We start from the raw sequence: 23,533 nt of genomic DNA on the forward strand, positions 1-23,533 counted from the left end.
GCCCCCCCCGGCCCTCGCCGCCCTGCATGCCGGCGGCGCGCGCGTCGCCTCCGGCCGGGCGCGGATCGAGCGCGGCGGCGGGCTGCTGGCGAGGATCGTCGCTGGGGTGATCGGCTTTCCCAAGGCGGGTGAGGATGTGCCGGTGACGGTGCGATTCGTGAGCGATGGAGACAGAGAGATCTGGACGCGCGATTTCGGCGGCACGGTCTTCCGCAGCTGGCAGGCCGAAGGCAAGGGCTGCGACCGGCATCTGCTCACCGAGATCTTCGGGCCGTTCCGGGTGCTGATGGCGCTGGTGCCGGATGGAGAGAAGCTGCGGCTCGTGGTGCGCGGCTGGCGGTTCTGCGGCATTCCGCTGCCGATGTTTCTGGCGCCTGGCGGGAATACTTATGAGGAGGAGCGGGATGGGCGGTTCCACTTTCACGTGGAGATCGGCGGGCGGCTGACCGGGCTGGTGGTGCGGTATACGGGGTGGTTGGTGGTGAAGTGAGGGCGAGATTCATCCGCTTTCTGACGGCAAATGCGCTGTTCGGTTTGCGCGAGTGGCTGCCCCTCACCCTAACCCTCTCCCCGCCCGCGGGGCGAGGGGACGTGCCCTGCGAGAGGTAGCGAGGGACAGAGAGGTTGCGGCGATTCCCCTTCGCCCCGCAAGCGGGGAGAAGGTGCCGGCAGGCGGATGAGGGGCAGGTCGGTGTGCCGTGGTACCCCCCTCTGCCCTGCCGGGCATCTCCCCCACAGGTGGGGAGATCACAAGTGGCTTGAACTTCGCGCCCCTCTACCGTTTCTCCGTGCTGGACGCTCATTGTTTGGGGAAGCCGGTGCGCCCAGCCAATCTCCCCACCTGTGGGGGGTCCGAAGGACGGGTCGAGACCCGTGGCTCGACCCCGGTCCCGGCAGGGCAGAGGGGGGTGCCACACGGCATGCCCTTCGCCGTCATTCCTGCCTCGGCGGGCTTGAATAAGGGGCCGCCGCCTGCGGCGGCAGCATAGGGGCGTCGAGTTTGCCGCACCGTATCCCGGCCCTTCGCTTGGGCTCAGGGCGTTCGCCGCTGCAATCGATTCACTGGATCGATTGCTGGCGCTTTGCGCCACCGCGGCTCACCCACCCGCAATCCCCAGCAGTTCGGCATCCAGCGCCTTCAGATAATCCCCGGCGATTGCGGCGCTGAAGCCGAGGTCGTGTTGGCCGTAGCGGGAGGCGACGCGGATGTCGACGAAGGTGGTTTCGGCCTCTTCGCGGAGCCTAATGATGATATCGAAGCGCAGGCCGAAGATCAGCGTGCGGGTGGTGCCCTGCAATGTCACGCCATTGGCGCCGCGGATCAGCTTGGCGACATCATCGTCATAGGGGCGCGGCGTCGGCACGGGGACGATATCGGGCGCATCGGCCACGGCTTCGTCGCTTGCCTGCGGCGGTTTGACTGGCGTGTCCTCGGGATTGCGGCCCGGCTCGGTGTCGCCGCTGCTCCTGGTGATGGTAATGCCGCTCATCTTGGCGACCTTGCGCACCGCCTCCAGCACGCGGTCGAGCGCGCCCTCATAACGCCGGCCGGTCAGTTCGGGATAGGCGGCGAGCTGCTTTTCGCGATCCTCCGGCGTCACTTGCACGTTGCGCTTCAGCCAGATCTGGTCGGAATAGGGCGGAGAAAGCCAGTCGGGTGCGGAGACCGGATCGGTGGAAACGTCGTAGATATCGGGCCGCGTCATGTAACGCTCGGTGGCATAGGCGCCGAGGCCGAGCGGAAAGGCGGCATAGATCAGCGCCGCCAGCGCCGCCAGCCCGCCCTCGGCCCCCGTCATCCAGAGGCTGCGCAGCCCAACTGCGGCGAGCATCGCCGCCAGAAGCGCGCCGCCGGCGGCGGCAATCAACAACAGCACGAGATAGGGTGTGGCGAGGCCGCCGAAGCGGTGGGCGATCATCACCGCCAGCGCCAGCACCAGGGAAAACGCCCCGAGCAGCCGCGAAAAGCGGGCGGCGTTGGAAACGGGGCGGTCGAAGCGGATGGCCATTAAACTTACCGGTTGCTCGTCAGCGCCCGCGCGTTCGACCACGCAAATCGCCTCAACCCTGTTTAGAGCATGATGCCGAAAAGTGTGAAGCGGTTTTCGGACGACATCATGCTCTATTCTTTGATTTAGATCCGGATTCAGATTTAGAGCCTTTCCGGGTTAGATTGCAGCATTCTGTTGGCTCAAACGGAGTCGGATGGTCGACCGGCCGGCGCGCGTCGTAGCCCGGTTCTACGGCCAAGCCGGCCGGTCGATCAGCCGGCCCGTTTCAGCCAACCCGAAGGGCCGGGCATCTTTGCGCCAGGATCAAAGGCGATCGGCTCGGACGTACCTAGGGGTATGCCCGTCGCCAATCGCCTTTGCCCTGACGAAAACCTGCTCCGGCAGAATGCTGCAATCTAACCCGGAAAGGCTCTAGGCCGGCCCGGCCTAAAATCATCCGGATCTGGGGCAAGATTCGGCTAAATTGAAACTATTGTCTGAGGCAATGCGTTGGAATCCACGGCGAAGGCCATGACGAAACGGCGGCTGTTTCATAAGCCCTTGCTGATATGTCAAAAAAAGGCCATTCTGCCGCGGTTTCATCTCCAGATGTAGAGGAGAGACGGGATGATTTCACCCGAGATTGCAGCAAGGCCGCAGGCGTCTGCGCTTGGCGGGATCGACCACCAGTCCGAGCCGATGCTGCCGATGGAGCTGCTCGAGCTCGAGCTTTCGCTCGAAGGTTATGCCGGCGGCGATGCCGGCTTCTGCGAGGCGGTGCGCCAGGCGGCGGCACGCTCCGGCGGCGAGCTGCTGTTCGACCTGCCGGCCGGCGGTCTCATCGACGATTGCCGGCGCATCGCCGTGCTGCGCATTCCTGGTGACGGCCAGGAGATGCGCGTCGTGCTGGCGCTGCTCGACCATAACGGCACGGAGATCCGCATGCAGGCGCCGGATGAAGAGACCGCCCCGCTGGTGCGTTTCGCCGATGCCTTCATCGAATTGCTGGAGCGGATCTGAATTCTAGATCAAGTTTTTAGCGGCGCTCGGCCGCAGCTTCCGCAACGCTGCGGAACGGGAACTTGCGTCCGCATTCGCACTTGATGACGAAGTTCTCCTGGTGGTTCGAAGGTCGCTGCACGCCAAAGCCGCGCGGCAGCTGATCGACCTTGAAATCCGGGTGCTTGCGCTTGGGATCATCGACTTCCGAGGCTTCGGCAAAGCCCTCATTGCCGCATTGCGGACAGTTCAGTTTTTTCGAAAATCGATCGCGAAGGGCCATGCTCGTTCCAGTTTTGCAAGCTTTCCTCATACATAGGAATGGCCCTCATGCATAGAAAGGTTGGCAAGCGAAAGTGGAACCAAGTGCCAAGCCTGCCGTTCCTTTTTCGAAAAGGAGGCGATCATGCCCAACAGAGACCCGATCCCGACACCCAATGCCGATACCCCGCGCGGCCCGACCCCTACCCCCGGCATTCCCGACCCGATCCAGCAAAAACCGCCGCTGACACCGGCGCAGGATCCAGCCGACACGAAGAATCCACAGGATCCGCCGCTCAATCCGGCACTGCTGCCGATTGGGGATCCGGCTGGGGCGGCGTGATTCTGTTTCTCGGTTTCGGACTGGTGGTTGCCCCTCACCCTAACCCTCTCCCCGTTCTGACGGGGAGAGGGGACGTGCCCTGCGAGAGGTTGGTGGGGAACGGAGAGGTCGCGGCATGGTCCCTTCGCCCCGCGAGCGGGGGTCCGAAGGACGGGTCGAGACCCGTGGCTCGACCCCGGTCAGTGGCGGCAGCCGGATGAGGGGCTGATCTCAACGATCTCCCTGGCAAAGGATGGCTTGACGCCCTCGCCCGAATGGCCTTTCCTCGGGGAAATGCATTCCAAGGACCAAACCAATGCGCATTCGTCTTCTCATCACCGTCATGGCCACCATCGTCGCCGGGCTCTCGGCCTGCCAGACGATGACGCCGGAGGAGCGGCGGGCGGCGGATGAGCAGCGGTGCATGAGCTATGGCTTCCGGCGCGGCACGGATGGGTTTGCCACCTGCCTGCAGCGCATCGATCTCGACCGGCGCGCCGAATCACGGGCGCAAAGTGCCGAGATGATGAACCGCATGGCCTGGGATCTGAACGGGCCTTATATCTACCGCGATCGTTGGCGGTATCGTTACTGAGGGCCCCGGGCGCCCTGCCCCACACTCCGCCGATATTTTACACGCTCGCCCGCAGGTCTTTCGGACCGCGGCGGATCTCTTCCAGACTGCCTGCAATCACCGCCTGCGCTGCCGCCAGCCTGGCGATCGGCACGCGGAACGGCGAGCAGGAGACATAATCGAGGCCGATCGTCTCGCAGAAGCGGATCGAGGCCGGGTCGCCGCCATGTTCGCCGCAGATGCCGAGCTTCATGTCCTTGCGGGTGCGCCTGCCGCGTTCGGCGGCGATGCTGATCAATTCGCCGACACCGTCGAAATCGAGCGAGATGAACGGATCGTGCTCGATGATGCCCTTGCGCTGATAGGTGGGGATGAAGGCCGAGGCGTCGTCGCGCGAGATGCCGAAGGTGGTCTGCGTCAGGTCGTTGGTGCCGAAGGAGAAGAATTCGGCGGCTTCGGCAATCACATGGGCGCGCAGGGCAGCACGCGGCAGCTCGATCATCGTACCGACGAGATAATCGATCTTCATGCCGGCTTCGTTCATCACGTCGCCGGCGACGGCATCGATGTGCGCCTTGACGTAATCGAGCTCGGTGCGGAGGCCAACGAGCGGCACCATGATCTCCGGTACGACGGCGGCCCCGGTCTCCTTAGCTGCGGCGACCGCCGCCTCGAAGATGGCGCGGGCCTGCATTTCGACGATTTCGGGATAGGAGATCGCCAGCCGGCAGCCGCGATGGCCGAGCATCGGGTTGAACTCGTGCAGCGCATCGACGCGCTGGCGAAGCACGGATGCCTCCATGCCCATGGCGAAGGCGACTTCGGCCACCTCGTCATCGGTCTTCGGCAGGAATTCGTGCAGCGGCGGATCGAGCAGGCGGATCGTTACCGGCAGGCCGTGCATGACGGTGAAGAGGCCGGTGAAATCCAGCCGCTGCATCGGCAGCAGCTTGTCGAGCGCCAGCCGCCTGCCCTTCTCATCGACGGCAAGGATCATCTCGCGCATGACATGGATGCGCTCACCCTCGAAGAACATATGCTCGGTGCGGCAAAGGCCGATGCCTTCGGCACCGAAGGAGCGGGCGGCCAGCGCATCGGCCGGCGTATCGGCATTGGTGCGCACCGTCATGCGCCGGGCGCGGTCGGCCCAGCCCATGATGCGGCCGAAATCGCCCGACAGCGCCGGCTGGATCATCGGCACCTCGCCCTTCAGCACCTGGCCGGCCGAGCCGTCGATGGTGATGATGTCGCCCTTCTTGAGCGTCACGCCGACGCCGAGCAGCCGCTCGTTGCGCACGTCGATGCGCATGGTGCCGGCGCCGACAACGCAGGGGATGCCCATGCCGCGGGCAACGACCGCCGCATGGCTGGTCATGCCGCCGCGGGTCGTGAGGATGCCTTCGGCGGCATGCATGCCGTGAATATCCTCGGGGCTGGTCTCGACCCTCAGCAGGATGACCTTGCGGCCTTCGGCTTCGGCCTCGACCGCCTCTTCCGCCGTGAAGACGATGGCGCCGGTGGCAGCCCCAGGCGAGGCCGGCAATCCGGTGCCGATCACCTGGCGGGTGACGCGCGGATCGATCGTCGGATGCAGCAGCTGGTCGAGGCTGGAGGGCTCGATGCGCAGCACCGCCTCGTCCTCGGTAATCACCCCCTCGTCGACCATGTCGACGGCGATCTTCATGGCCGCCCGGGTCGAGCGCTTTCCCGAACGGGTCTGCAGCATCCACAGCCTGCCGCGCTCGATGGTGAATTCGATATCCTGCATGTCGCGGTAATGGATCTCGAGCTCGGTGCAGATGCGGCAAAGCTCGCGAAACGCCTCCGGCATCAGCTTTTCCATCGAGGGTTTTTCGGAGCCGGAGGAAATCCGCCCCTCCTCGGTGATGCTTTGCGGCGTGCGGATGCCGGCCACGACATCCTCGCCCTGGGCATTGACCAGGAATTCGCCGTAAAGCGCGCTTTCGCCGGTCGAAGGGTTGCGGGTGAAGGCAACGCCGGTGGCCGACGCATTGCCGAGATTGCCGAAGACCATCGCCTGGATGTTGATCGCCGTGCCCCAGCCTTCCGGAATATTGTGGAGCTGGCGGTAGGTGACGGCGCGGGCGCTCATCCAGCTGGAAAAGACGGCGCCCACCGCGCCCCAGAGCTGGACTTCGGGATCCTGCGGGAATTCCTGCTCCAGCTCCTCCTCGATCAGCTTCTTATAGAGGGAGACGATATGCTGCCATTCCGAGGCGTTGAGTTCGGTATCGAATTCATGGCCGAGCTTGGCCTTCTCGTCTTCCAGGATCTCCTCGAAGGCGTCGTTGCCAAGGCCCATGACGACATCGGCATACATCTGGATGAAGCGGCGGTAGCTGTCCCAGGCAAAACGCGCATCGCCGGCATCATGGCCGAGCGCCTGCACCGTCTCGTCGTTGAGCCCGAGATTGAGCACGGTGTCCATCATGCCCGGCATGGAGACGCGGGCGCCGGAGCGCACCGAGAGCAGCAGCGGCTGGCTGACCGAACCGAAGCGGCGGCCGGTGATTGCCTCGATCGCCGATATGCCGGCGCGCACTTCCGCCTTCACCGCATTCTCGATGTGGCGGCCGTTCTTGTAATAGGTATTGCAGGCGTCGCTGACGATCGTCAGCCCCGGCGGCACCGGCAGTCCCAGCGCGCACATCTCCGCGAGATTGGCGCCCTTGCCGCCCAGAATCTCGTGATCGCGCGCCCGGCCCTCAGCCTGCCCGTCGCCGAACCTATAGACCCACTTGGTCATCTTCCCCCCAACACCAAATCAGGATTAGCTTAATCCGTTGGTGTTGAAATGAAAATCGACAAATGCGGCAGAATGTTGCGCTGCACAATAAATCTTCGGCGCAGCCGAGGTCGAAACGATTGAAACAGGGCTGAGATGAAAAAAGGCACAAAAAAAGCTTTGCGGGACTGCAACAATGTCCCGCAAAGCCTTGTTTCCGTCCAGCCAGGAAAACCGGACGGGGGGTCCCTCAACCCAGGAACGATTCAGCTTTTTCTCAAAACAGAACCGTTCTGACCTTCGTTCTACGCAATTCCTGGAAAATAGATCGCTACTTCCCTGGATTTGCTCCAACGGTTTCCGGTTCTTGCCCTCGCCCGGAAAACCGCACGCAAATTCGACAATACGCAGCGTTTGCTCACCCGCTTTTTCAGCAGAGTAATTAGGTTGCGTTGAAACAACTTCTAATGCAAGTCAGCGAAAAGAGCATCACCCAAATGGGGTACAAGCGACAAGAGAGCCGACCTTTTTTGGTGTTTATTGCTCGGCCCTTGATTTTACGCAATTTATGGACGCAAAACCGCGCCGCACCTTTGCTGAAATTGCGTCTGCGCTTGGCGTCTAAATGAATGCTCGGGTCAAGCCCACTGTTGTCCAGTTGGCGTTAACGACTGCCCCTCACCCTAACCCTCTCCCCGTTCTGACGGGGAGAGGGAACGTGCCATGCGAGACATCGGCGGGGAAAGGAGAGGCTGCGGCATATCCCCTTCGCCCCGTTTACGGGGAGAAGGTGGCGGCAGCCGGATGAGGGGCTGCTCTCGCCAATCTCCCCGACGCAGAAAACGCGTTCGTCGAAAACCTCAGGCAATCTCGCGCAGGCGCTCGGCCATTTGCAGGTCGACGGAGACGAGCTGGGAGACGCCCTGCTCGGCCATGGTGACGCCGAAGAGGCGGTTCATGCGGGCCATGGTGATCGGATTGTGGGTGATGATAACGAAGCGGGTTTCGGTGGAGGCCGCCATTTCATCCATCAGGTTGCAGTAGCGCTCGACATTGTGGTCGTCGAGCGGCGCGTCCACTTCGTCGAGCACGCAGATCGGCGCCGGATTGGTGAGGAAGACGGCGAAGATCAGCGCCATCGCCGTCAGCGCCTGCTCGCCGCCCGATAGCAGCGTCATGGTCTGCGGCTTCTTGCCGGGCGGACGGGCGAGGATTTCGAGGCCGGCTTCGAGCGGATCGTCGGATTCGATCAGCTGCAGTTCGGCGGTGCCGCCGCCGAAAAGATGGGTGAACAGCCGCTGGAACTGGGCGTTGACGATGTCGAAGGCGGCGATCAGCCGCTCGCGGCCCTCGCGGTTGAGGCTCTGGATGGCGCCGCGCAGCTTGCGGATCGCATCGATGACGTCGTCGCGTTCCTTGATCAGCGCTTCGAGCTTCTCGCTCAGTTCCTTCTGTTCCTCGTCGGCGCGCAGGTTGACGGCGCCGAGCCGTTCGCGCTCGATCCTCAGGCGTTCCAGCTCGCGCTCGACTTCGCGCGGATCGGGAAGCGCCTGCATGGTCGGGCGTCCGGTCAGCTGCAGCGCCTCGTGCGGCGCAACGTTCAGGACCTCGCGGATGCGGGCTTCGCTTTCCTGCCGTTTCTCGCGGGCGGAGACGAGACGCTCCTCGGCGCGGCCGCGGCGTTCACGGCATTCGGCAAGTTCCGACAGTGCCGTCGTCGCCTTCTGGTCGGCTTCGCGCTGGATGCGTTCGGCCTCGGCCAGGAGATCGCTCGCCTGGCGGCGCGCCTCCTCGGCCTTCTGCAATTCGCTGAGCAGAGCGCGACGCTTGTCGTCGAATTCATCCGGCGCCAGTTCGAGCTCGGCGGCCTCGTCCCGCGCCTCTTCCTCACGCTCGCGCAGCGTCGCAACATGATCTTCGGCGCTTGCCGCCCGCTGGCGCCAGGTCTCGCGCTCCTGGCCGATCGCCATGATGCGGCGCTGGCGGGCTTCGTTTTCCCTCGCCAGGCTTTCATGGCGGGCGCGGCTTTCGGCCAGCGCGCCGCGATCGGTCGCAACTTCCGCCTGCTGGAACCGCAGCCGCTCGTCGATCGCAGTCAGGTCGGGCGCGTCTTCCAGCTCGATGCGGGCGTTTTCTTCCTGGACGGCGATCTCTTCCAGCTGCGACCGCAACTGGCTGGCGGCCTCGCTGACGACATCGCGGCGGCGAATGAGATCGCCGGAGGCACGCTCGGCGGCGGCAAGCGCATCGCGCGCCTCAGTGAGATGACGCGCCGACAGACGGCTCATGTCGCGCGCCTCGGCAAGCCGGCGCTCCTCGGCGCGGATCGCTTCGGCGGCCGCTGCCTGCCGCTCTTCGGCTTCGGCAAGCACGTCGCGGGCAAGGGCTGCTTCGCTTTCGAGTTCGGCCAGCCGGTTCTTCTGGGCAAGGCGCAAGGCCGCTGCACTCGGGGCATCGGCACCGGTGACATGGCCGTCCCAGCGATAGACCGCACCCTCTTTCGTCACCAGCCGCTGGCCGGGTTTCAGCGCCGCCATCAGCCGCTCGGCATCGCCTTCCGCCACCAGGCCGATCTGGCGCAGGCGGCGGGTGAGTGCTGCCGGTGCGCCGACATGGGCAAGCAGCGGCGCAGCACCGGATGGAAGGGCTGGATCGGCAGCGCCATCGCCATTGTCCGACCAATGGGCCGGCGCCTCGGCATCGAGCGGCGATTCCAGATCGTCGCCGAGGGCGGCACCGAGGGCGGTTTCGAAGCCGCGGTCGACCTTCAGCTCATCGGCAACCGGCGCAAATTTGCCGGCGGCAGCACCGGCGGCGAGCATGCGGGAAATGGTGCGGGCCTCGGTCTCCAGCGCATTCAGGCTCGAACGGGCCTGATCGACCGGCGCGCGCGACAGCGCCTCGGTCTGGCGGGCGCTAGCCAGCGCCTGGTCGACCACCTGAACCGCCGCTTCCGCGTCGGCGACGGCGATCTCGCCGGCCTCGACGATGGCGCGTTTTTCGTCGGGATCCGGCAGGCCGGCGATCTTTTCGCCGACGGCTGACAGTTCCTGGTTTGCCTCGTCCATCTGGCGTTCGAGGCGCATCCGCCGGTCGGTGAGATCGCGGATGGCGCGTTCCAGCTGGTTGCGGCCGGCAGCGGCTTCGGCGCGCTCGGCCGTCAGCTGGGTGAAGATGCGCTCGCTGTCGGCCAGTTTTGCCGCCGCGCCCTCGAAGGCCTCGCGGGTCTCCTCGGCATAACGGCCGGAATCGGCGAGAATTTCTGAAATCTCCGCCTCTTCGGCATCGAGCCTTGCCAGGATGACGGCATTGTCGGCCACCAGCCGCTGCTCGCGGCTTATATCCTCGGCAAGCTGGGCGAGACGACGGGTCAGCTCGTCGCGGCGGCGCAGGATGCGGCCGGCATCTTCCTCCAGCTGGCTTCTGGCGATCTGCAGGCGCTGCAGGGCGGCGGCGGCACGCGCCTCGCCCTCGCGCAGCTCCGGCAGCTTCAGGCTGGCGATGCCCTGGTTCTTCGCCGCCTCCATCTGCATCTGCGCCTTTTCGGCGACGACGGAGGTCGCCTGGTTCAGCGCACTGTCGGCCTCGGCTTCGGCTTCCTTGGCCTGCACCCAGCGGATATGCAGCAGCATCGCTTCGCGGGCGCGGATATCGGCAGACAGGGTCTTGAAGCGGTTTGCCTGGCGGGCCTGGCGCTTCAGGCTCTCGATCTGGCTTTCGAGCTGCGAGGTCACGTCGTCGAGGCGCTCGAGATTGCCTTCGGCGGCGCGCAGCCGCAGCTCGGCCTCGTGGCGGCGGGAATGCAGGCCTGAAATGCCGGCCGCCTCTTCGAGCAGCTGGCGGCGGGCCTGCGGCTTGGCCTGGATCAGCTCGCCGATACGGCCCTGCCCGACCATCGAGGGCGAACGCGCGCCGGTGGAGGCGTCGGCAAACAGCAGCTGTACGTCCTTGGCGCGGCTTTCCTTGCCATTGATGCGATAGAGCGAGCCCTGCTCACGCTCGATGCGGCGGGTGACCTGGATCTCGTCGCTGTCGTTGAAGGCGGCAGGCGCGGTGCGCTCGCCATTGTCGAGATAGAGCGCCACTTCGGCAGTGTTGCGCGCCGGGCGGTTGCCGGAACCCGAAAAGATCACGTCGTCCATGCCGGAGGCGCGCATGTTCTTGTAGGAATTCTCGCCCATCACCCAGCGCAGCGCCTCGACGAGGTTCGACTTGCCGCAGCCGTTCGGGCCGACGACGCCGGTCAGCCCGCGTTCGATGATGAATTCCGTCGGCTCGACGAAGGATTTGAAGCCGACCAGGCGCAGCTTGTTGAACTTCATGCAGAAGCTCCGCAGCGCAGGGAGGGTGTGGCACCCACCTCTGCCCTGCCGGGCATCTCCCCCACAAGGGGGGAGATCGGCAAGTGGTTAGGGCTTCCCCAAACAAGGGAGCGCTTCCGCAGGGCAGTCATGAAGGTCGAGACATTCCTTCCAGCTGATCTCCCCCCTTGTGGGGGAGATGTCCGGCAGGACAGAGGGGGGTATTCCCCACGCAGCCACAAAAAAACGGGCGCACAGCTTTCGCCGTCGCCCGTTCTATCGAAACGATCCGGTTCAGAGCAGGCTGTCGATGAGCTTCGACAAAGTGTCAACCGGCATGTCTCCAGAGTAGCGCTTGCCATTGATCAGGAAAGTCGGGGTGGCGTTGACGCCGAAATCCTTGGAACCTCTTTCCCGCGTGGCATTCACTTCATCCAGAAGCTTCTGGTTCGTCAAGCATTTCGTGAAGCTATCCTCAGTAAATCCGGCAAGCTTCGACATCTGCAGCAGTGCGGCGCGGCCATCATCGGCGGCGGCCCAGACCTGCTGCTGCTTGAAGAGCATCGAAACCATCGGGAAATACTGTTCCGGCGTGCTCAACTGCTCCGGATTGGAAGAATTGCAGCGGGCGAGCATGAAGGCTGCGGCGGCGCGCGGGTCGAAGGGGAATTCGCGGATGATGAACTGCACCTTGCCGCTGTCGACATATTTCTGCTTGATCGTGTCGAAGACGGTGTTGTGGAAATGGGCGCAATGCGGGCAGGTCATCGACATGTATTCGACGATCTTGACCGGGGCATCGGCCTTGCCGAGCGCCATCTCCGGCAGCACGCCGGGCTTCAGCACCTCAGCCATGTCGACATCGCCGTCGGACTCCGGCATTTCGGTCGCCGAGGTGGCGGCCGTCTGCATGGTGTCGACATTGGTGCCATCAGCCATGGTCTTGCCGGAGGACGAAGCATCGGCAGCGTCCTTGCTGTCGTTGCAGGCGACAAGCGCTACGGCAGCGGCGGCGATGGCGATACCGCTGAGCAGGCGGCGTTTCGTCAGTTGCATTTCGGACATCTGCATGGATTCCCCATAACTAATGAGATTGACGGCATGACTGTGCGATATAACGGCTGGCGGCCACTCACAAGGCACGGTTCACCAACTTCCTTCAAAGAATTGTGACCGCGGGAAGACGACTAGACCAAAAATTGCGAGAATTCCTACCGCTCCGTCCCTTCATCCGAACAACGGCGGTTCGCAGTTCGAAACCACTGCCGTCCGGTTCGTGCCGATGGCTGCCCCTCACCCTAGCCCTCTCCCCGTAAACGGGGCGAGGGGACGTGCCCTGCGAGAGGTTGGTGAGGAACGGAGAGGTCGCAGCATGTCCCTTCGCCCCGTTTACGGGGAGAAGGTGCCGGCAGGCGGATGAGGGGCAAGCCTCGGCAATCTCCCTGGACCGAGGCCGACAGGGCTAAGCGCCACCGCCCTCAGCCTTCATTCGCTCGGCATGCAGACGTTCGAGCCGCTCGAAGGCCATATCGGCGATCGATATCCGAACCCGGATCATCGATCGCCTCGCGGGTCTTTCGACGCATGATTTCGTCGGTCGCACCTTCTTTCCGGGCGAACTGCGCGCGGATCGCCTGGCGACGTTCTTCGGCCGGCTGATCCGTGGTCTCGGCGAGGAGCTTGCGCATGCGCGAGCTAAGTACCAGGCCGTCAACCGCACTGATCTTTTCGGCGCTGGCTTGAGTCAGGCCGCCGGTCTTGGCGTTGCCGGTCAAGTTGGGCGTTTTGCTCATCAGCGTTGATTTCCCCGCTTCCCCATCACCGCGGTCCCTAAGCGCTGGATTGCCTGCCGCAGCTTGTCGTTCTCGATGCCCTCCATCATGCCTTCGAGCTTGCGCGCGGCTTCGCCTTTCAGTGGCGGCGGGGTGCGGGAGCGGCGGATGGCTTGTGAGACCGGCTTCTGGACGATGCGGATCTGGTGGACGGCGGCAAAGCCGAAGAAGCTGTTGATGCGTTGGATGAGTTCGCCCTGGGCATGGGTGAGGAAGAGCGCGCGTGCGCCTTCGCAGGCAATTGTCAGCACACCGGGGCGGAAGCCGCCGGTCTCATTGCCGCCGCGGGCCCAGGCGATCTTTTCCGGCCGGGTGCAATCGGCGAAATCCTCGCCGGCAATTTCACTCCACGAGCCGAGCAGAGCCGTGTTGATGCCGGCGCGCCTCGCAAGCACGGGATCGATCAGCCCGTTCGCCAGCTCGGAAATCTGCTTTGCACCTTTGCGTGGATAACTCATCGAAACCCTTCAGCGACGCCGCCAATTCGCATGCCAATTCGCACAGGCGACTTGATCGCGCGGCATTGCTTCGCCAAGTATAGGCACTTCCCCCCATCGCGGCAAATCATGACGATCACCACACTCGACACGCCCTCCGCCAAGCCCCTGCTCGACTGGTACGATCGCCACCACCGCGACCTGCCCTGGCGTGTGGCGCCCGGCATGGCGGCCCGCGGCGTCAAGGCCGATCCCTATCGCGTCTGGCTGTCCGAGGTGATGCTGCAGCAGACGACGGTGCAGGCGGTCAAACCCTATTTCGAGCGGTTTCTGCAGCGCTGGCCCGAGGTGACCGATCTTGCCGCAGCCGAGACCGACGCGGTGATGGCCGCCTGGGCGGGGCTTGGCTATTACGCACGGGCCCGCAACCTGAAGAAATGCGCCGAAGCGGTGGCGAACGAGCATGGCGGCGTCTTTCCCGATACCGAAGAAGGTCTCAGATCCCTGCCGGGCATCGGCGACTATACGGCAGCCGCCGTCGCAGCCATCGCCTTTGACCGCCAGGCGACTGTCATGGACGGCAATGTCGAGCGGGTGATCTCCAGGCTCTATGCGATCGCTACGCCGCTTCCAGCCGCCAAGCCCGCGATGAAGCAGAAGGTGGCGCTGTTAACGCCTGCCGATCGGCCCGGCGATTTCGCCCAGGCGATGATGGATCTCGGCGCCACGATCTGCACGCCGAAGCGGCCGGCCTGTTCACTCTGTCCGTTCCGGGGTGCCTGCGAGGCACTCAAACTTTCCGATCCCGAGCTCTTTCCGGTCAAGGCGGCGAAGAAGGAGAAGCCGGTCAGATACGGCGCGGCCTTCATCGCGGTAACAGGTGATGGCGAGATCCTATTGCGGCGGCGCATCGACAGCGGCCTGCTCGGCGGCATGACCGAGGTGCCGACGACCGCCTGGACGGCGCGCATCGACGGCGAGACCTCGGCTGCCGCCGCGCCCTTCGACGCAGCATGGCAGGCCTCTGGCACCGTCATCCATGTCTTCACCCATTTCGAGCTCAGGCTTTCGATCTGGCGTGCGGCCATCGCTGCCAAGGTCGCCATGGATGACGGCCCGAATGACGGATGGTGGGAGCCGGTTACAAATCTTGAAGCCCAGGCCTTACCAACCATCATGAAAAAAGCGATCGCAGCGGCTATTCCTCTCGCGTTTAAAACATCCAAGGGATGACCATGACCACCGACATAAGACATATCGTTTTCGATATCGGCAAAGTCCTTATTCATTACGATCCGCATCTTCCCTTCAGCCGCCTCATTCCTGACGAGACCGAGCGCAACTGGTTCTTCGCCAATATCTGCACCCATGACTGGAACATCGAGCAGGACCGCGGCCGCAGCTGGGCGGAGGCCGAAGCGCTGCTGATAAAACAGCACCCCGCCCGCGAAGAGCATATCCGCGCCTTCCGCAAATATTGGCACGAGATGGTGCCGCACGCTTATGATGACAGCGTCGCGATCATGGAAGGGCTGATTGCCGAAGGGCGCGACGTGACGATGCTGACCAACTTCGCCTCCGACACCTTCCGCGAGGCGCAGGCGCGCTTCCCCTTCCTCAACCTACCGCGCGGCGTCACCGTTTCCGGCGATGTTGGCCTGATCAAGCCCGATATCGCGATCTACGAGACGCATACGAAAAGCTTCGGCCTCGATCCCAATGCCACGATCTTCATCGACGACGCACCGGTCAATGTCGAAGGCGCCAAGGCCTACGGCTGGAATGCGGTGCTGTTTTCGGGTGCGGAAAAGCTGCGCAGCGATCTCGCCGGCTATGGGGTGAAGGTCTGAGACCCATGGCTTTCGACCCGGCAAAGCAAATCGAACTCTTCCACGCCGCGATCAACGCCCTCGATTTTCCGGCGATCGAGGCCTATTTCGCCGAGGATGCGACCTATGTCTCGAACGGCGTCGGCGATCTCACCGGACGGGCTGAGATCATGGCTGCCTTCCGGCGTTATTTCGACGACTATCCCGATCAGACGGCAGAAAATTCGCTGGTGGAAACGTTGACGCCGCTCTCCGGCCGATCGGTCTGGTCGGTGCGCGCCACCCACAGCAAGACGGGCAAGCCGCTGATCCGCGAGGGTGAGGAGACCATCACCTTCAACGCAGAAGGCCGCGTCACAAGGGTCGAGGTCACCGATTACCAGGAATTCTGATCAGGATTTCTTGTTTTACGCATTCCGGACGCAAAACCGCGGCACACTTTTGCTGGAATTGCTCTGAATAGAGGACGCCCGGGTTTGACCCCGGGCGCCTTGGTCTTCTTCCGCAACTGGAGGGAAATCGGAAGAAGGTGGTTTCGATCCGTCAGAGGCGCTGCTCACTACGCCTTTGCCAGATCACTGCGGATGACGGACCTGAGATCGTCGATCGGGCGCAGGGACTGCCCTTCTTCGAAATGCCAGAAGGTCCATCCGTTGCATGCATCGAGACCCTGCACCTTGGCGCCGAGACGATGAATAGAGCCGGCCTCGCCGCCGGAAGCGACCGTGCCGTCGGCGCGGACAATCGCGCTATAGCGGCGCTTGGCGTCGGTCAGCACCTGGCCGGGCTTGATCAGGCCGCTTTCAACCAGCACGTTGAAGGCGACGCGGACTTCGGCCTTCTTGCCGGTCATGACGGTCAGTTCCGCCTTGCCGAGCGGCTCGACGGCGGCGATGCGAGCCGAGGCCGCATCGATATAATCCTGTTCGCGCTCGATACCGACGAAGTGGCGGCCGAGACGCTTGGCGACGGCGCCCGTCGTTCCCGAGCCGAAGAAGGGATCGAGCACGATATCGCCGGGCTTGGTCGAGGCCATGATGACGCGGGCGAGCAGCGCTTCCGGCTTCTGCGTCGGATGCGCCTTCTTGCCGTCCTCGCCCTTCAGCCGTTCGCTGCCGTTGCAGATCGGGAACAGCCAGTCGGAGCGCATCTGCACGTCGTCATTGGCGGCCTTCAGCGCATCGTAATTGAAGGTATAGCCCTTGGCCTTGGCGCTGGGGCTTGCCCAGATCATCGTCTCATGGGCGTTCTGGAAACGGCGGCCCTTGAAATTCGGCATCGGGTTGGTCTTGCGCCAGATGATGTCGTTGAGGATCCAGAAATTCAGATCCTGCAGCGTGGCGCCGACGCGGAAGATATTGTGGTAGGAGCCGATCACCCAGATCGAGCCTGTCGGCTTCAGCACCCGCCGGCAGGCCAGCAGCCAGGCACGGGTGAAGGCGTCATAGGCCTCGAAGGAGGCAAACTGATCCCATTCGTCGTCGACGGCATCGACCAGCGACTGATCGGGACGATGCAGCGTTCCGCCGAGCTGGAGATTATACGGCGGATCGGCAAAAATGATATCGACGGAGTGGCTGGGCAAAGCTTCAAGGGCGCTGACGCAATCGCCCTTGATGATCGTGTCAACCCAAGAAGCCGGCCAGGAATCCGACCGGGATCCCGGCCGGGGATCAGACTTGACGGAAGCCTTGAGGTCGGCAAGCGGAAAAACTGATGCCATTCTGATACTCACTCATACGCTCTACGCTTAACTGTCCGTTATGGTTACGCAACTTAGTTACCAAAGCCTGAAGCGGTGGCCGATTTCGGGAATTTATTCGGGCGGCCGATGCGTGAGCGGCAGACTTTGCCGACGCCGGCCCGCTGCCGAGCGGCGGCAAGAATGCCGCCGCCGGCGATCAGGCGGCGTCGTGAACCCTGCGGCTGTCATCAGGTGCTTCGTAGCGTTCGAACATGCCGTAATCGCGGACGACACTGGCGATCCGCAGGCGATAATCGGCGAAGATGCCGCCGCGTCCGGCCTGCTGGGCTGCCCTGTGAGCCTCGAGATTGCGCCATTCCTTCACCGCCTCCTCGTCGCGGAAGAAGGAGAGCGACAGCAGCTTGCCGCGGGTTGTCAGGCTCTCGAAACGCTCGATCGAAATGAAGCCGTCGATCTTTTCGAGCTCGGTGCGCAACTCGCCGGCGAGATCCAGATATTTGTGGCGTTCGCCCATATAGGGCACGACTTCGAAGATGACGGCGATCATGGCAGCACCAGCTTTGCGTGAGGGGCGGAGACATTTTTGAGAAAGATGCGATCCTCCTTCAGGATGAAGCCTTCGCGTCTGGCAAATTCATAATTCTCGCGGCCGAGCGGGTCGGCAGCCAGCCTGGCGCGATAGGCTTCGTAGGCGGCGAGGCTCTCGATATTGTAGACGCCGTAAGCCGTCGTTGCCGATCCCTCGTGGGGACCGTAATAGCCGATCAAGTCGGCGCCATTTTTCGGAATCGCCTGGCCCCAATTGCGGGCATACTCGGCAAACGCCTCCTTCTTGAAGGGGTCGATCTGATAGCGGATGAAGCAGGTGATCATATCGTTTCTCCTTTGCTGTCGATCCTTTTTCGCACATTGCCTGACGGCGATGCTTCGGTTACGATCGAAGTATGAAGGAAGGTCCTGACATTGCGCAGATCGGCGCGCTGATCGGCGATCCGGCGCGTGCCAACATGCTGGCGGCGCTGACCGGCGGCCGGGCGCTGACCGCGACCGAGCTTGCCGGCGTCGGCGGCATCACCGTGCAGACGGCAAGCACGCATCTCGCCAAGCTCGAAGCCGGTGGGCTGCTTGCCCAGCGCAAGCAGGGGCGCCATCGCTATTTCACGTTGGCCGACGAGGCCGTCGCCCGGTTGATCGAAAGCATGATGGGCTTTGCCGCCGGACGCGGGCATCTGCGCCATCAGCCGGGACCGAAGGAGCCGGCGCTGCGCAAGGCGCGCATCTGCTACGATCATCTGGCCGGCGATTACGGCGTGCGCATGCTCGACAGCCTGATTGCCTCCGGCTCGATCGACGCGGTCGGAGACGGCCTGGCGCTGACGGAAAAGGGCGAAAGCGATCTCGAATGCATCGGCATCGATGTCGGCGACCTCAGATCGTCGCGCCGCCCGCTCTGCCGCTCCTGCCTCGACTGGAGCGAAAGACGCGCCCACCTCGCCGGCAGCCTCGGCAAGGCCCTGCTTTCAAGCTTCCTCGACAAGGGCTGGGTGCGGCGAACGGCCGAAAGCCGCTCGATCCTGTTCTCTCCGGAAGGCGATCGGCAGTTCCTGAAGCTTTTTCCGGTCGATCCGTAGGTTATTGCGGATCTGCAAGAGGTTCCGAGGCAGTATTCAGCCTCTCACCACCTGCCCTCTTTTCATCTTCCTGCCGCACATGCGCCCGCAGCGCCGCCAGCGTCAGCGCCAGCGCCGCGTGATTGCTCTCGGCTTCACCGAGCACGCTTTCGTCCTCCCGGATCTTGCGCAGCTGCGCACCGTAAAGCGACTCGTCCGCTGCCTGGCGGCCGCGGGCAAGGTGCCAAACCGCATCCGGCCGGACTTCCCGGCACAGATCGATGGCGTGATTGACGTCGTGTGTGAAGGGCCGCGCCATCAGGAAGCCGTGCTCTGACTTGATGCTGCTCGGCATGTAGTCGTGAGGACCGTCGAAATCGTTGGGCTCGGCCGGCCGGAGTTGCTTCAACAGAAAGGCACAGGTGATGAAGGCGTCGATCCGGCTGTCGGGCATGTCAGTCTTTTCCAGGGTTTCGATGATGTCCTCGATCGTCATGCAGTCTTCCTCTTCATCCGTTCTTGGGCATGCCGCTTGTTCTCCTCCCGATAGCGGCGGTGACGTCCTCCTCGATCGCCATCTAGTGCATGAGAATGCCAAAGGTAGTCCCCGGGCCGCGGTTAGTCTGGCATGAGGCGGATTTGATGGATGTCGCGCCATCCTCAACGAAGGCGCATCTCTGCCGTCTCGGCAACAGGCTCACCTGCTGCCAGACCATGTTCTCCAGGTGCTCGCAAGCTATCGGCGGCTTACCTCTAGCAGCCTTTCTTCCTCATCTTCCTTTCGATCTTGGCTCTCTTGTCGGTGCCATCCCCGGCATGCTTTCCGCCGGTCAGGGCATTATCCTTCATCGCCTTCAGCTGCGCACAGCTTCGGTGCTTGCCCTTGGCGATGACGTCGGTGGATGTGAAGGCAAACAGCAGCACTACGGCTGCCGCCGGTCGGACGAAAGCTGAAAGCCTCATGGTCCCTCTCCTCTTGCACATGCATGGTACGCCCCGGACCGTGAAGCAGCAATGAGCCTCGACCCCACAGCTCAACTTTTCATCGAAAATGAAACATCCACTGCAACCTGTTGTTTTCACGCCACTAAGCGACTGGTGTTAAGAAAATAGTTAAGCATGTTCGACTACTCTCACGTTCTGAATTAACGAGAGAGTCCTGTCATGGCATCGATCCAGCATAAGATCATCATTGCGAGCATCGCGATTTTCGCCCTGGCGGGTGGCGCCACGGGTGTCGGCATCTGGTCCGCGTCGATCCTCTCCGAAAACAACGCCGAGGTTGCCCGGTCGTCCCAAATTCTGCGCAACCACATGCAGGCCGACATGATGCATGACGCGCTGCGCTCGGATGCGCTCGCATCATTGCTGGCGTCCAATCCGGCAGCAGCCATAGACGCTGCCGCGGTGAAGGCCGATCTGGCGGAGCATGAGGCGTCGTTCCGCGAGATGCTTGACGCCAACAAGGCTCTTGCCGCAGACGACAAGACGAAAACGATCCTTGCCGGCGTCGAACGTCCCCTGCTTGCCTATATCGCAAGTGCTACTCAGATCGTCGAACTTGCCGGTAAGGACCCCACGGCAGCTTTGAAGGCATTGCCGGAGTTCATGACGCAGTTCTCGACGCTGGAAGCGGCGATGGAACAGGCCGGCGATCAGATCAGTGCTGCATCCGAGGAAATTTCCAATCGCAGCTCTGATATAAAGGCGTCGGTCGATATTGTTCTGGAAGCCCTTTTGGCTTCGGCCGTGCTCTTCGCCTTTGGTCTCTATTTCCTCACCCGCAAGACCATCACCAAGCCGATCCTTTCGCTTTCCGGCGATATGCAAAGGCTCGCCGGCGGTGACACGGCGATTGCCTGCACCGGGATCGGCCGCACCGATGAAATCGGAACGATGGCATCGGCCGTCGAAGTCTTCCGCCAGGCGGCGATTGCCAACAAGCAACTCGAAAAAGATGCCGAGGCGGCTCGATTGCAGGGTGAAACAGAGCGGGTCACGGCCCGAAAGCAGGCTGACGAAGATGCCGCCGAACGGCTGCGGGCGGCGACATCCGGCCTCGCCGCAGGCCTGAAGAGGCTTGCATCCGGCGATCTCGCCTTCCAGATCGACGAACCCTTCGCCCCGGACTTTGAAAACCTCCGGCATGATTTCAACATGTCGATCCGGCAGCTCGACCAGACGCTCAGTGCGATCGCGGCCGCCATTGCCGCCATCGACGAAGGCACGCGGGAAATCGCATCCGGGGCCGACGATCTGTCGAAACGAACCGAACAGCAGGCGGCCTCGCTCGAAGAAACCGCCGCAGCGCTCGATCAGATCACCGCCAATGTCTCGAACTCGAGCAAGCGGACCGACGAGGCGCGCACTGAAGCGACCGATGCAAACCGCAATGCTGCCAAGTCTTCCGAGGTCGTTTCGCATGCCGAAGAAGCCATGCGCCGTATCGAGGCCTCGTCGCAGCAGATCTCCAGCATTATCGGCGTGATCGACGAGATCGCCTTCCAGACCAATCTGCTGGCGCTGAACGCCGGTGTCGAAGCGGCGCGCGCCGGCGACGCGGGCAAGGGCTTTGCGGTGGTCGCCCAGGAAGTCCGCGAACTCGCCCAGAGATCGGCTCAGGCGGCAAAGGAAATCAAAGGCCACATCCAGAAATCGTCGGTGGAGGTGGAAAGCGGCGTCAAGCTGGTTCTCGACACCAGCCAGGTTCTGAAGGCGATCAGCGAACAGATTGCCCGGATCAATCAGCACATGGATGCTATCGCCGTATCGGCCAGAGAGCAGTCGACCGGCCTTGCCGAAGTCAACACCGCCGTCAATTCCATGGACCAGGTGACCCAGCAGAACGCGGCGATGGTGGAGCAATCCACCGCGGCATCCGGCCAGCTTGCCGAGGAAGCTGCCAAGCTGCGCGAACTCGTTTCCCGGTTCAGGCTTAGGGCGACAGCTTCGCAATCTGCAACTGGACGCCGGGGTGGGCAGCTGGCGGCCTGACGGCTTCTATCTGCTCGCCATTGTTATTCCCAAGTCAACCCGACACGACCGATCCGGCAGCGACGCCGGAGCCGGTCGCTTGCCGCATCGCAGCCATGCTTGAGATCTGGTTGAGCTTTGGCCGGGCATCGTGTAAAGCCGCAGCATTCCCGGACAAGACCCAGACTTTCAGCAAGGCGTGAACATATGGACGGCTTCGACCTCATCATCTTCGACTGCGACGGCGTTCTCGTCGATTCGGAAATCATCGCGGCGGAAGTCGAATCCGCGCTTCTGACAGAGGCCGGATATCCGATCGACGCCGAGGAAATGGGCGAGCGCTTCGCCGGCATGACGTGGCGCAACATCCTGCTGCAGATCGAGCGCGAGGCAAGCATCCCGTTTTCGGCCTCCCTGCTCGACAAGTCGGAGCATATGCTCGACCTCAGGCTGGCGCAGGACGTCCAGGCCATCCCAGGCGTTGAATTCGCCGTCTCCAGGCTGCCGATCAAGCGCTGCATCTGCTCGAATTCGAGCACCAAGCGGCTCGACATGATGCTGACCAAGGTGGGGCTGAAGCCGCTGTTTGCGCCGAACATCTTTTCCGCCAAGGATCTTGGCCCCGACCGCGTCAAGCCGAAGCCCGACATCTTCCTGCATGGCGCAAGCCAGATGGGCGTTTCGCCTGACAAGGTTGTCGTGGTCGAGGATTCCGTCCATGGCGTACACGCGGCACGCGCCGCCGGCATGCGCGTCATCGGCTTTACCGGCGCTTCGCACAGCTATCCCGCCCATGCCGACAAATTGACGGATGCCGGCGCCGAAACGGCAATCTCCCGCATGAACGACCTGCCGGGCGTCGTCGCCGCATTGGCGGCCTGGGACAACGTTCTCTGAAGCGCTTCAGGCCAAATCCGCGGGCTATGGACTGACACCACGCTTTGACTCTGCCGGGCCCACGCAGAATGGTAGCGATCAAGCCGGAATGCCGTGTCAGGCGAGCACGCCCTCTCCTTCCTCATCCCTGTGCTCGTCACAGGGATCCAGTGCGCCCAAGTCCTTGGGCGCAAGAGAAAGGCTTCGTCGATGAGAGTCAATCACGGCGCGGACGCGCCGTGGCTGGATTCCTGTGACGAGCACAGGAATGAGGGAAGGTCGTGCATCCGGATTTCGGTAGCAGTCGCCGAATTGCCCTAGCTGCTCTTCTTGGTCTTCGCCGGCTGGGTGTCGAAGCCGATATTGACGCGCACCAGAGCGCCGGAGCCGACCGGCATCGTTATGCCGTCCTTGCGGAAGATGACCTGTGTGCCCGGCGCGCCCGGCGGGATTTCGGTCGGGAATTTGGTGACCTCGGAATAGAGCACGGTCTCGCCGTCGACGACGGAGATGCGGATCGGCAGCGTCACAGGGCCTGGCGTGCCGGCCGGGCCGGTGATCAGGCGCAGTTGGGCAACCACCGTCATCGTCAGGTTCGTGTCGTTCAGCGTGCACTGGCGGGTGTAATCGCCGAAGGAGGCCTGGAAGACGATCTGCTGCGGATCGTCCTTCTTGCCCTTGGCATAAGTGCGGAAGATCGCATCCTGGTCACGCATGAAGATCTGCGGGCAGGCGCCTTGGACGACGGGAGCGACCGTGCCCTGCGCCGTCGTGGCGGTCCCGATCGAAGGATTGTTCGAGGACGGGTTGGCCGGCGCCAGCGGCATGATCTGGGCGGTTCCGTTCGGCTGGGTCGCCGGCGCCGCCGGCTTGCTGTCGCCACCTATGCCGAGCGAGTTGCAACCGGTAAGCAGGGCAAGAAAAGATGCGGAGACGATGAGACGCGAGACCTTGCCGAGCACCATATTCCATCCCTTGTATAAGCGCTTCTTGGAGGCCCCATGTCTTTTCCGCGGGGCCTTTCACGACGGTTTGCGATGGTCTATATCAGCGGCGCAAACAAAAATCGATTGGGTA

22 protein-coding genes and 1 pseudogene are annotated in these 23,533 nt (G+C 63.1%); 10 read left to right on the forward strand and 13 right to left on the reverse strand.

Going from position 1 to position 23,533, the window contains the following annotated elements; translation table 11 throughout:
* A partial coding sequence (locus tag HX898_RS29160) for a DUF4166 domain-containing protein (protein ID WP_180196449.1) occupies window positions 1-490 on the forward strand: 490 nt, incomplete at its 5' end.
* Between the two features lie 607 nt (window positions 491-1,097).
* Here HX898_RS29160 and HX898_RS29165 read toward each other — a convergent pair.
* The gene (locus HX898_RS29165) at window positions 1,098-2,009 is read right to left on the reverse strand and encodes a DUF1499 domain-containing protein (RefSeq protein WP_180196450.1); all 912 of its coding nucleotides are present in this window, start codon (window positions 2,007-2,009) and stop codon (window positions 1,098-1,100) included.
* 609 nt (window positions 2,010-2,618) lie between these two features.
* Between HX898_RS29165 and HX898_RS29170 the strand changes: the two genes are divergently transcribed.
* Window positions 2,619-3,011 (forward strand): hypothetical protein, encoded by a 393-nt coding sequence (locus HX898_RS29170; RefSeq protein ID WP_180196451.1) that lies wholly within the window; start codon window positions 2,619-2,621, stop codon window positions 3,009-3,011.
* Between the two features lie 16 nt (window positions 3,012-3,027).
* Here the strand turns inward: HX898_RS29170 and HX898_RS29175 are convergent, their stop codons facing one another.
* The gene (locus tag HX898_RS29175; RefSeq protein WP_003546063.1) at window positions 3,028-3,273 is read right to left on the reverse strand and encodes a hypothetical protein; all 246 of its coding nucleotides are present in this window, start codon (window positions 3,271-3,273) and stop codon (window positions 3,028-3,030) included.
* A gap of 123 nt (window positions 3,274-3,396) precedes the next feature.
* Between HX898_RS29175 and HX898_RS29180 the strand changes: the two genes are divergently transcribed.
* Both HX898_RS29180 and HX898_RS29185 read left to right on the forward strand, forming a co-directional pair.
* The gene (locus HX898_RS29180) at window positions 3,397-3,594 is read left to right on the forward strand and encodes a hypothetical protein (protein WP_003546062.1); all 198 of its coding nucleotides are present in this window, start codon (window positions 3,397-3,399) and stop codon (window positions 3,592-3,594) included.
* 295 nt (window positions 3,595-3,889) lie between these two features.
* Entirely contained in the window at window positions 3,890-4,168 is a 279-nt protein-coding gene (locus tag HX898_RS29185; RefSeq protein WP_138387927.1) for a hypothetical protein, read from the forward strand.
* A 37-nt stretch (window positions 4,169-4,205) separates the two neighbouring features.
* Here HX898_RS29185 and ppdK read toward each other — a convergent pair whose 3' ends face one another.
* From ppdK to HX898_RS29215, 5 genes and pseudogenes are all read right to left on the reverse strand, one after another.
* Window positions 4,206-6,914: a pyruvate, phosphate dikinase gene (ppdK, locus tag HX898_RS29190; protein ID WP_180196452.1), complete on the reverse strand. Its 2,709-nt coding sequence runs from the start codon at window positions 6,912-6,914 to the stop codon at window positions 4,206-4,208.
* 839 nt (window positions 6,915-7,753) lie between these two features.
* Window positions 7,754-11,215 carry a chromosome segregation SMC family protein gene (locus HX898_RS29195; protein ID WP_180196453.1) on the reverse strand — a complete coding sequence of 1,154 codons (3,462 nt, stop codon included), beginning with the start codon at window positions 11,213-11,215 and terminating at the stop codon, window positions 7,754-7,756.
* 273 nt (window positions 11,216-11,488) lie between these two features.
* The gene (locus HX898_RS29200; RefSeq protein WP_020665237.1) at window positions 11,489-12,265 is read right to left on the reverse strand and encodes a DsbA family protein; all 777 of its coding nucleotides are present in this window, start codon (window positions 12,263-12,265) and stop codon (window positions 11,489-11,491) included.
* 536 nt (window positions 12,266-12,801) lie between these two features.
* Window positions 12,802-12,987, reverse strand: a pseudogene (locus tag HX898_RS33580) (hypothetical protein); the annotation flags it as partial.
* A complete protein-coding gene (locus HX898_RS29215; RefSeq protein WP_018069144.1) occupies window positions 12,987-13,484 on the reverse strand; it encodes a DUF721 domain-containing protein in 498 nt (165 codons plus the stop codon). The gene HX898_RS29215 and the pseudogene HX898_RS33580, both read right to left, overlap by 1 nt.
* A 108-nt stretch (window positions 13,485-13,592) precedes the next feature.
* On the opposite strand from HX898_RS29215, the gene mutY reads away from it, so the two are divergent.
* From mutY to HX898_RS29230, 3 genes are read left to right on the forward strand one after another with little or no spacing between them, the layout of a single operon-like run.
* Window positions 13,593-14,696 carry an A/G-specific adenine glycosylase gene (gene mutY / locus HX898_RS29220; protein WP_180196454.1) on the forward strand — a complete coding sequence of 368 codons (1,104 nt, stop codon included), beginning with the start codon at window positions 13,593-13,595 and terminating at the stop codon, window positions 14,694-14,696.
* Between the two features lie 2 nt (window positions 14,697-14,698).
* Window positions 14,699-15,313: an HAD family phosphatase gene (locus HX898_RS29225; protein WP_138328770.1), complete on the forward strand. Its 615-nt coding sequence runs from the start codon at window positions 14,699-14,701 to the stop codon at window positions 15,311-15,313.
* Between the two features lie 5 nt (window positions 15,314-15,318).
* On the forward strand, window positions 15,319-15,684 hold the full coding sequence (locus HX898_RS29230) for a nuclear transport factor 2 family protein (protein WP_138387932.1): 366 nt from the start codon (window positions 15,319-15,321) through the stop codon (window positions 15,682-15,684).
* 167 nt (window positions 15,685-15,851) lie between these two features.
* Here HX898_RS29230 and HX898_RS29235 read toward each other — a convergent pair whose 3' ends face one another.
* The 3 genes from HX898_RS29235 to HX898_RS29245 all read right to left on the reverse strand — a co-directional run bounded on the left by HX898_RS29235 (window position 15,852) and on the right by HX898_RS29245 (window position 17,870).
* Window positions 15,852-17,015, reverse strand: coding sequence for a site-specific DNA-methyltransferase (locus tag HX898_RS29235; RefSeq protein WP_180196455.1), 1,164 nt, complete (start codon window positions 17,013-17,015; stop codon window positions 15,852-15,854).
* Between the two features lie 178 nt (window positions 17,016-17,193).
* Window positions 17,194-17,544: an antibiotic biosynthesis monooxygenase gene (locus HX898_RS29240; RefSeq protein ID WP_180196456.1), complete on the reverse strand. Its 351-nt coding sequence runs from the start codon at window positions 17,542-17,544 to the stop codon at window positions 17,194-17,196.
* A complete protein-coding gene (locus tag HX898_RS29245) occupies window positions 17,541-17,870 on the reverse strand; it encodes an NIPSNAP family protein (RefSeq protein WP_017993201.1) in 330 nt (109 codons plus the stop codon). The genes HX898_RS29240 and HX898_RS29245 overlap by 4 nt, the downstream gene beginning before the upstream one ends.
* A gap of 71 nt (window positions 17,871-17,941) precedes the next feature.
* Here HX898_RS29245 and HX898_RS29250 point away from each other — a divergent pair, with 71 nt between their 5' ends.
* Window positions 17,942-18,628: a metalloregulator ArsR/SmtB family transcription factor gene (locus tag HX898_RS29250; RefSeq protein WP_180196457.1), complete on the forward strand. Its 687-nt coding sequence runs from the start codon at window positions 17,942-17,944 to the stop codon at window positions 18,626-18,628.
* A 1-nt stretch (window position 18,629) separates the two neighbouring features.
* Here HX898_RS29250 and HX898_RS29255 read toward each other — a convergent pair whose 3' ends face one another.
* Together HX898_RS29255 and HX898_RS29260 are read right to left on the reverse strand one after the other, a co-directional pair.
* Window positions 18,630-19,103 (reverse strand): hypothetical protein, encoded by a 474-nt coding sequence (locus HX898_RS29255; RefSeq protein ID WP_138328775.1) that lies wholly within the window; start codon window positions 19,101-19,103, stop codon window positions 18,630-18,632.
* A 257-nt stretch (window positions 19,104-19,360) separates the two neighbouring features.
* Window positions 19,361-19,570 (reverse strand): hypothetical protein, encoded by a 210-nt coding sequence (locus tag HX898_RS29260; protein ID WP_180196458.1) that lies wholly within the window; start codon window positions 19,568-19,570, stop codon window positions 19,361-19,363.
* 201 nt (window positions 19,571-19,771) lie between these two features.
* Between HX898_RS29260 and HX898_RS29265 the strand changes: the two genes are divergently transcribed.
* Both HX898_RS29265 and HX898_RS29270 read left to right on the forward strand, forming a co-directional pair.
* Window positions 19,772-21,601, forward strand: a complete 1,830-nt coding sequence (locus HX898_RS29265; RefSeq protein WP_180196459.1) for a methyl-accepting chemotaxis protein — start codon at window positions 19,772-19,774, stop codon at window positions 21,599-21,601.
* A gap of 186 nt (window positions 21,602-21,787) precedes the next feature.
* Window positions 21,788-22,477 carry an HAD family hydrolase gene (locus tag HX898_RS29270; protein ID WP_017990554.1) on the forward strand — a complete coding sequence of 230 codons (690 nt, stop codon included), beginning with the start codon at window positions 21,788-21,790 and terminating at the stop codon, window positions 22,475-22,477.
* A 296-nt stretch (window positions 22,478-22,773) separates the two neighbouring features.
* Here HX898_RS29270 and HX898_RS29275 read toward each other — a convergent pair whose 3' ends face one another.
* Window positions 22,774-23,421, reverse strand: coding sequence for a hypothetical protein (locus HX898_RS29275; protein ID WP_180196460.1), 648 nt, complete (start codon window positions 23,419-23,421; stop codon window positions 22,774-22,776).
* Window positions 23,422-23,533: the final 112 nt, after the last annotated feature.

Source organism: Rhizobium sp. WYCCWR 11128 (assembly GCF_013416305.1).
Taxonomy (GTDB): Bacteria; Pseudomonadota; Alphaproteobacteria; order Rhizobiales; family Rhizobiaceae; genus Rhizobium; species Rhizobium indicum.

Excerpts from the sequence above, each read along its gene's own strand:
- HX898_RS29165 (WP_180196450.1), bottom strand. The coding sequence starts at position 2,009 with ATGGCCATCCGCTTCGACCGCCCCGTTTCCAACGCCGCCCGCTTTTCG.
- HX898_RS29170 (WP_180196451.1), top strand. The coding sequence starts at position 2,619 with ATGATTTCACCCGAGATTGCAGCAAGGCCGCAGGCGTCTGCGCTTGGC.
- HX898_RS29175 (WP_003546063.1), bottom strand. The coding sequence starts at position 3,273 with ATGGCCCTTCGCGATCGATTTTCGAAAAAACTGAACTGTCCGCAATGC.
- HX898_RS29180 (WP_003546062.1), top strand. The coding sequence starts at position 3,397 with ATGCCCAACAGAGACCCGATCCCGACACCCAATGCCGATACCCCGCGC.
- HX898_RS29185 (WP_138387927.1), top strand. The coding sequence starts at position 3,890 with ATGCGCATTCGTCTTCTCATCACCGTCATGGCCACCATCGTCGCCGGG.
- ppdK (WP_180196452.1), bottom strand. The coding sequence starts at position 6,914 with ATGACCAAGTGGGTCTATAGGTTCGGCGACGGGCAGGCTGAGGGCCGG.
- HX898_RS29195 (WP_180196453.1), bottom strand. The coding sequence starts at position 11,215 with ATGAAGTTCAACAAGCTGCGCCTGGTCGGCTTCAAATCCTTCGTCGAG.
- HX898_RS29200 (WP_020665237.1), bottom strand. The coding sequence starts at position 12,265 with ATGCAGATGTCCGAAATGCAACTGACGAAACGCCGCCTGCTCAGCGGT.
- HX898_RS29215 (WP_018069144.1), bottom strand. The coding sequence starts at position 13,484 with ATGAGTTATCCACGCAAAGGTGCAAAGCAGATTTCCGAGCTGGCGAAC.
- mutY (WP_180196454.1), top strand. The coding sequence starts at position 13,593 with ATGACGATCACCACACTCGACACGCCCTCCGCCAAGCCCCTGCTCGAC.
- HX898_RS29225 (WP_138328770.1), top strand. The coding sequence starts at position 14,699 with ATGACCACCGACATAAGACATATCGTTTTCGATATCGGCAAAGTCCTT.
- HX898_RS29230 (WP_138387932.1), top strand. The coding sequence starts at position 15,319 with ATGGCTTTCGACCCGGCAAAGCAAATCGAACTCTTCCACGCCGCGATC.
- HX898_RS29235 (WP_180196455.1), bottom strand. The coding sequence starts at position 17,015 with ATGGCATCAGTTTTTCCGCTTGCCGACCTCAAGGCTTCCGTCAAGTCT.
- HX898_RS29240 (WP_180196456.1), bottom strand. The coding sequence starts at position 17,544 with ATGATCGCCGTCATCTTCGAAGTCGTGCCCTATATGGGCGAACGCCAC.
- HX898_RS29245 (WP_017993201.1), bottom strand. The coding sequence starts at position 17,870 with ATGATCACCTGCTTCATCCGCTATCAGATCGACCCCTTCAAGAAGGAG.
- HX898_RS29250 (WP_180196457.1), top strand. The coding sequence starts at position 17,942 with ATGAAGGAAGGTCCTGACATTGCGCAGATCGGCGCGCTGATCGGCGAT.
- HX898_RS29255 (WP_138328775.1), bottom strand. The coding sequence starts at position 19,103 with ATGACGATCGAGGACATCATCGAAACCCTGGAAAAGACTGACATGCCC.
- HX898_RS29260 (WP_180196458.1), bottom strand. The coding sequence starts at position 19,570 with ATGAGGCTTTCAGCTTTCGTCCGACCGGCGGCAGCCGTAGTGCTGCTG.
- HX898_RS29265 (WP_180196459.1), top strand. The coding sequence starts at position 19,772 with ATGGCATCGATCCAGCATAAGATCATCATTGCGAGCATCGCGATTTTC.
- HX898_RS29270 (WP_017990554.1), top strand. The coding sequence starts at position 21,788 with ATGGACGGCTTCGACCTCATCATCTTCGACTGCGACGGCGTTCTCGTC.
- HX898_RS29275 (WP_180196460.1), bottom strand. The coding sequence starts at position 23,421 with ATGGTGCTCGGCAAGGTCTCGCGTCTCATCGTCTCCGCATCTTTTCTT.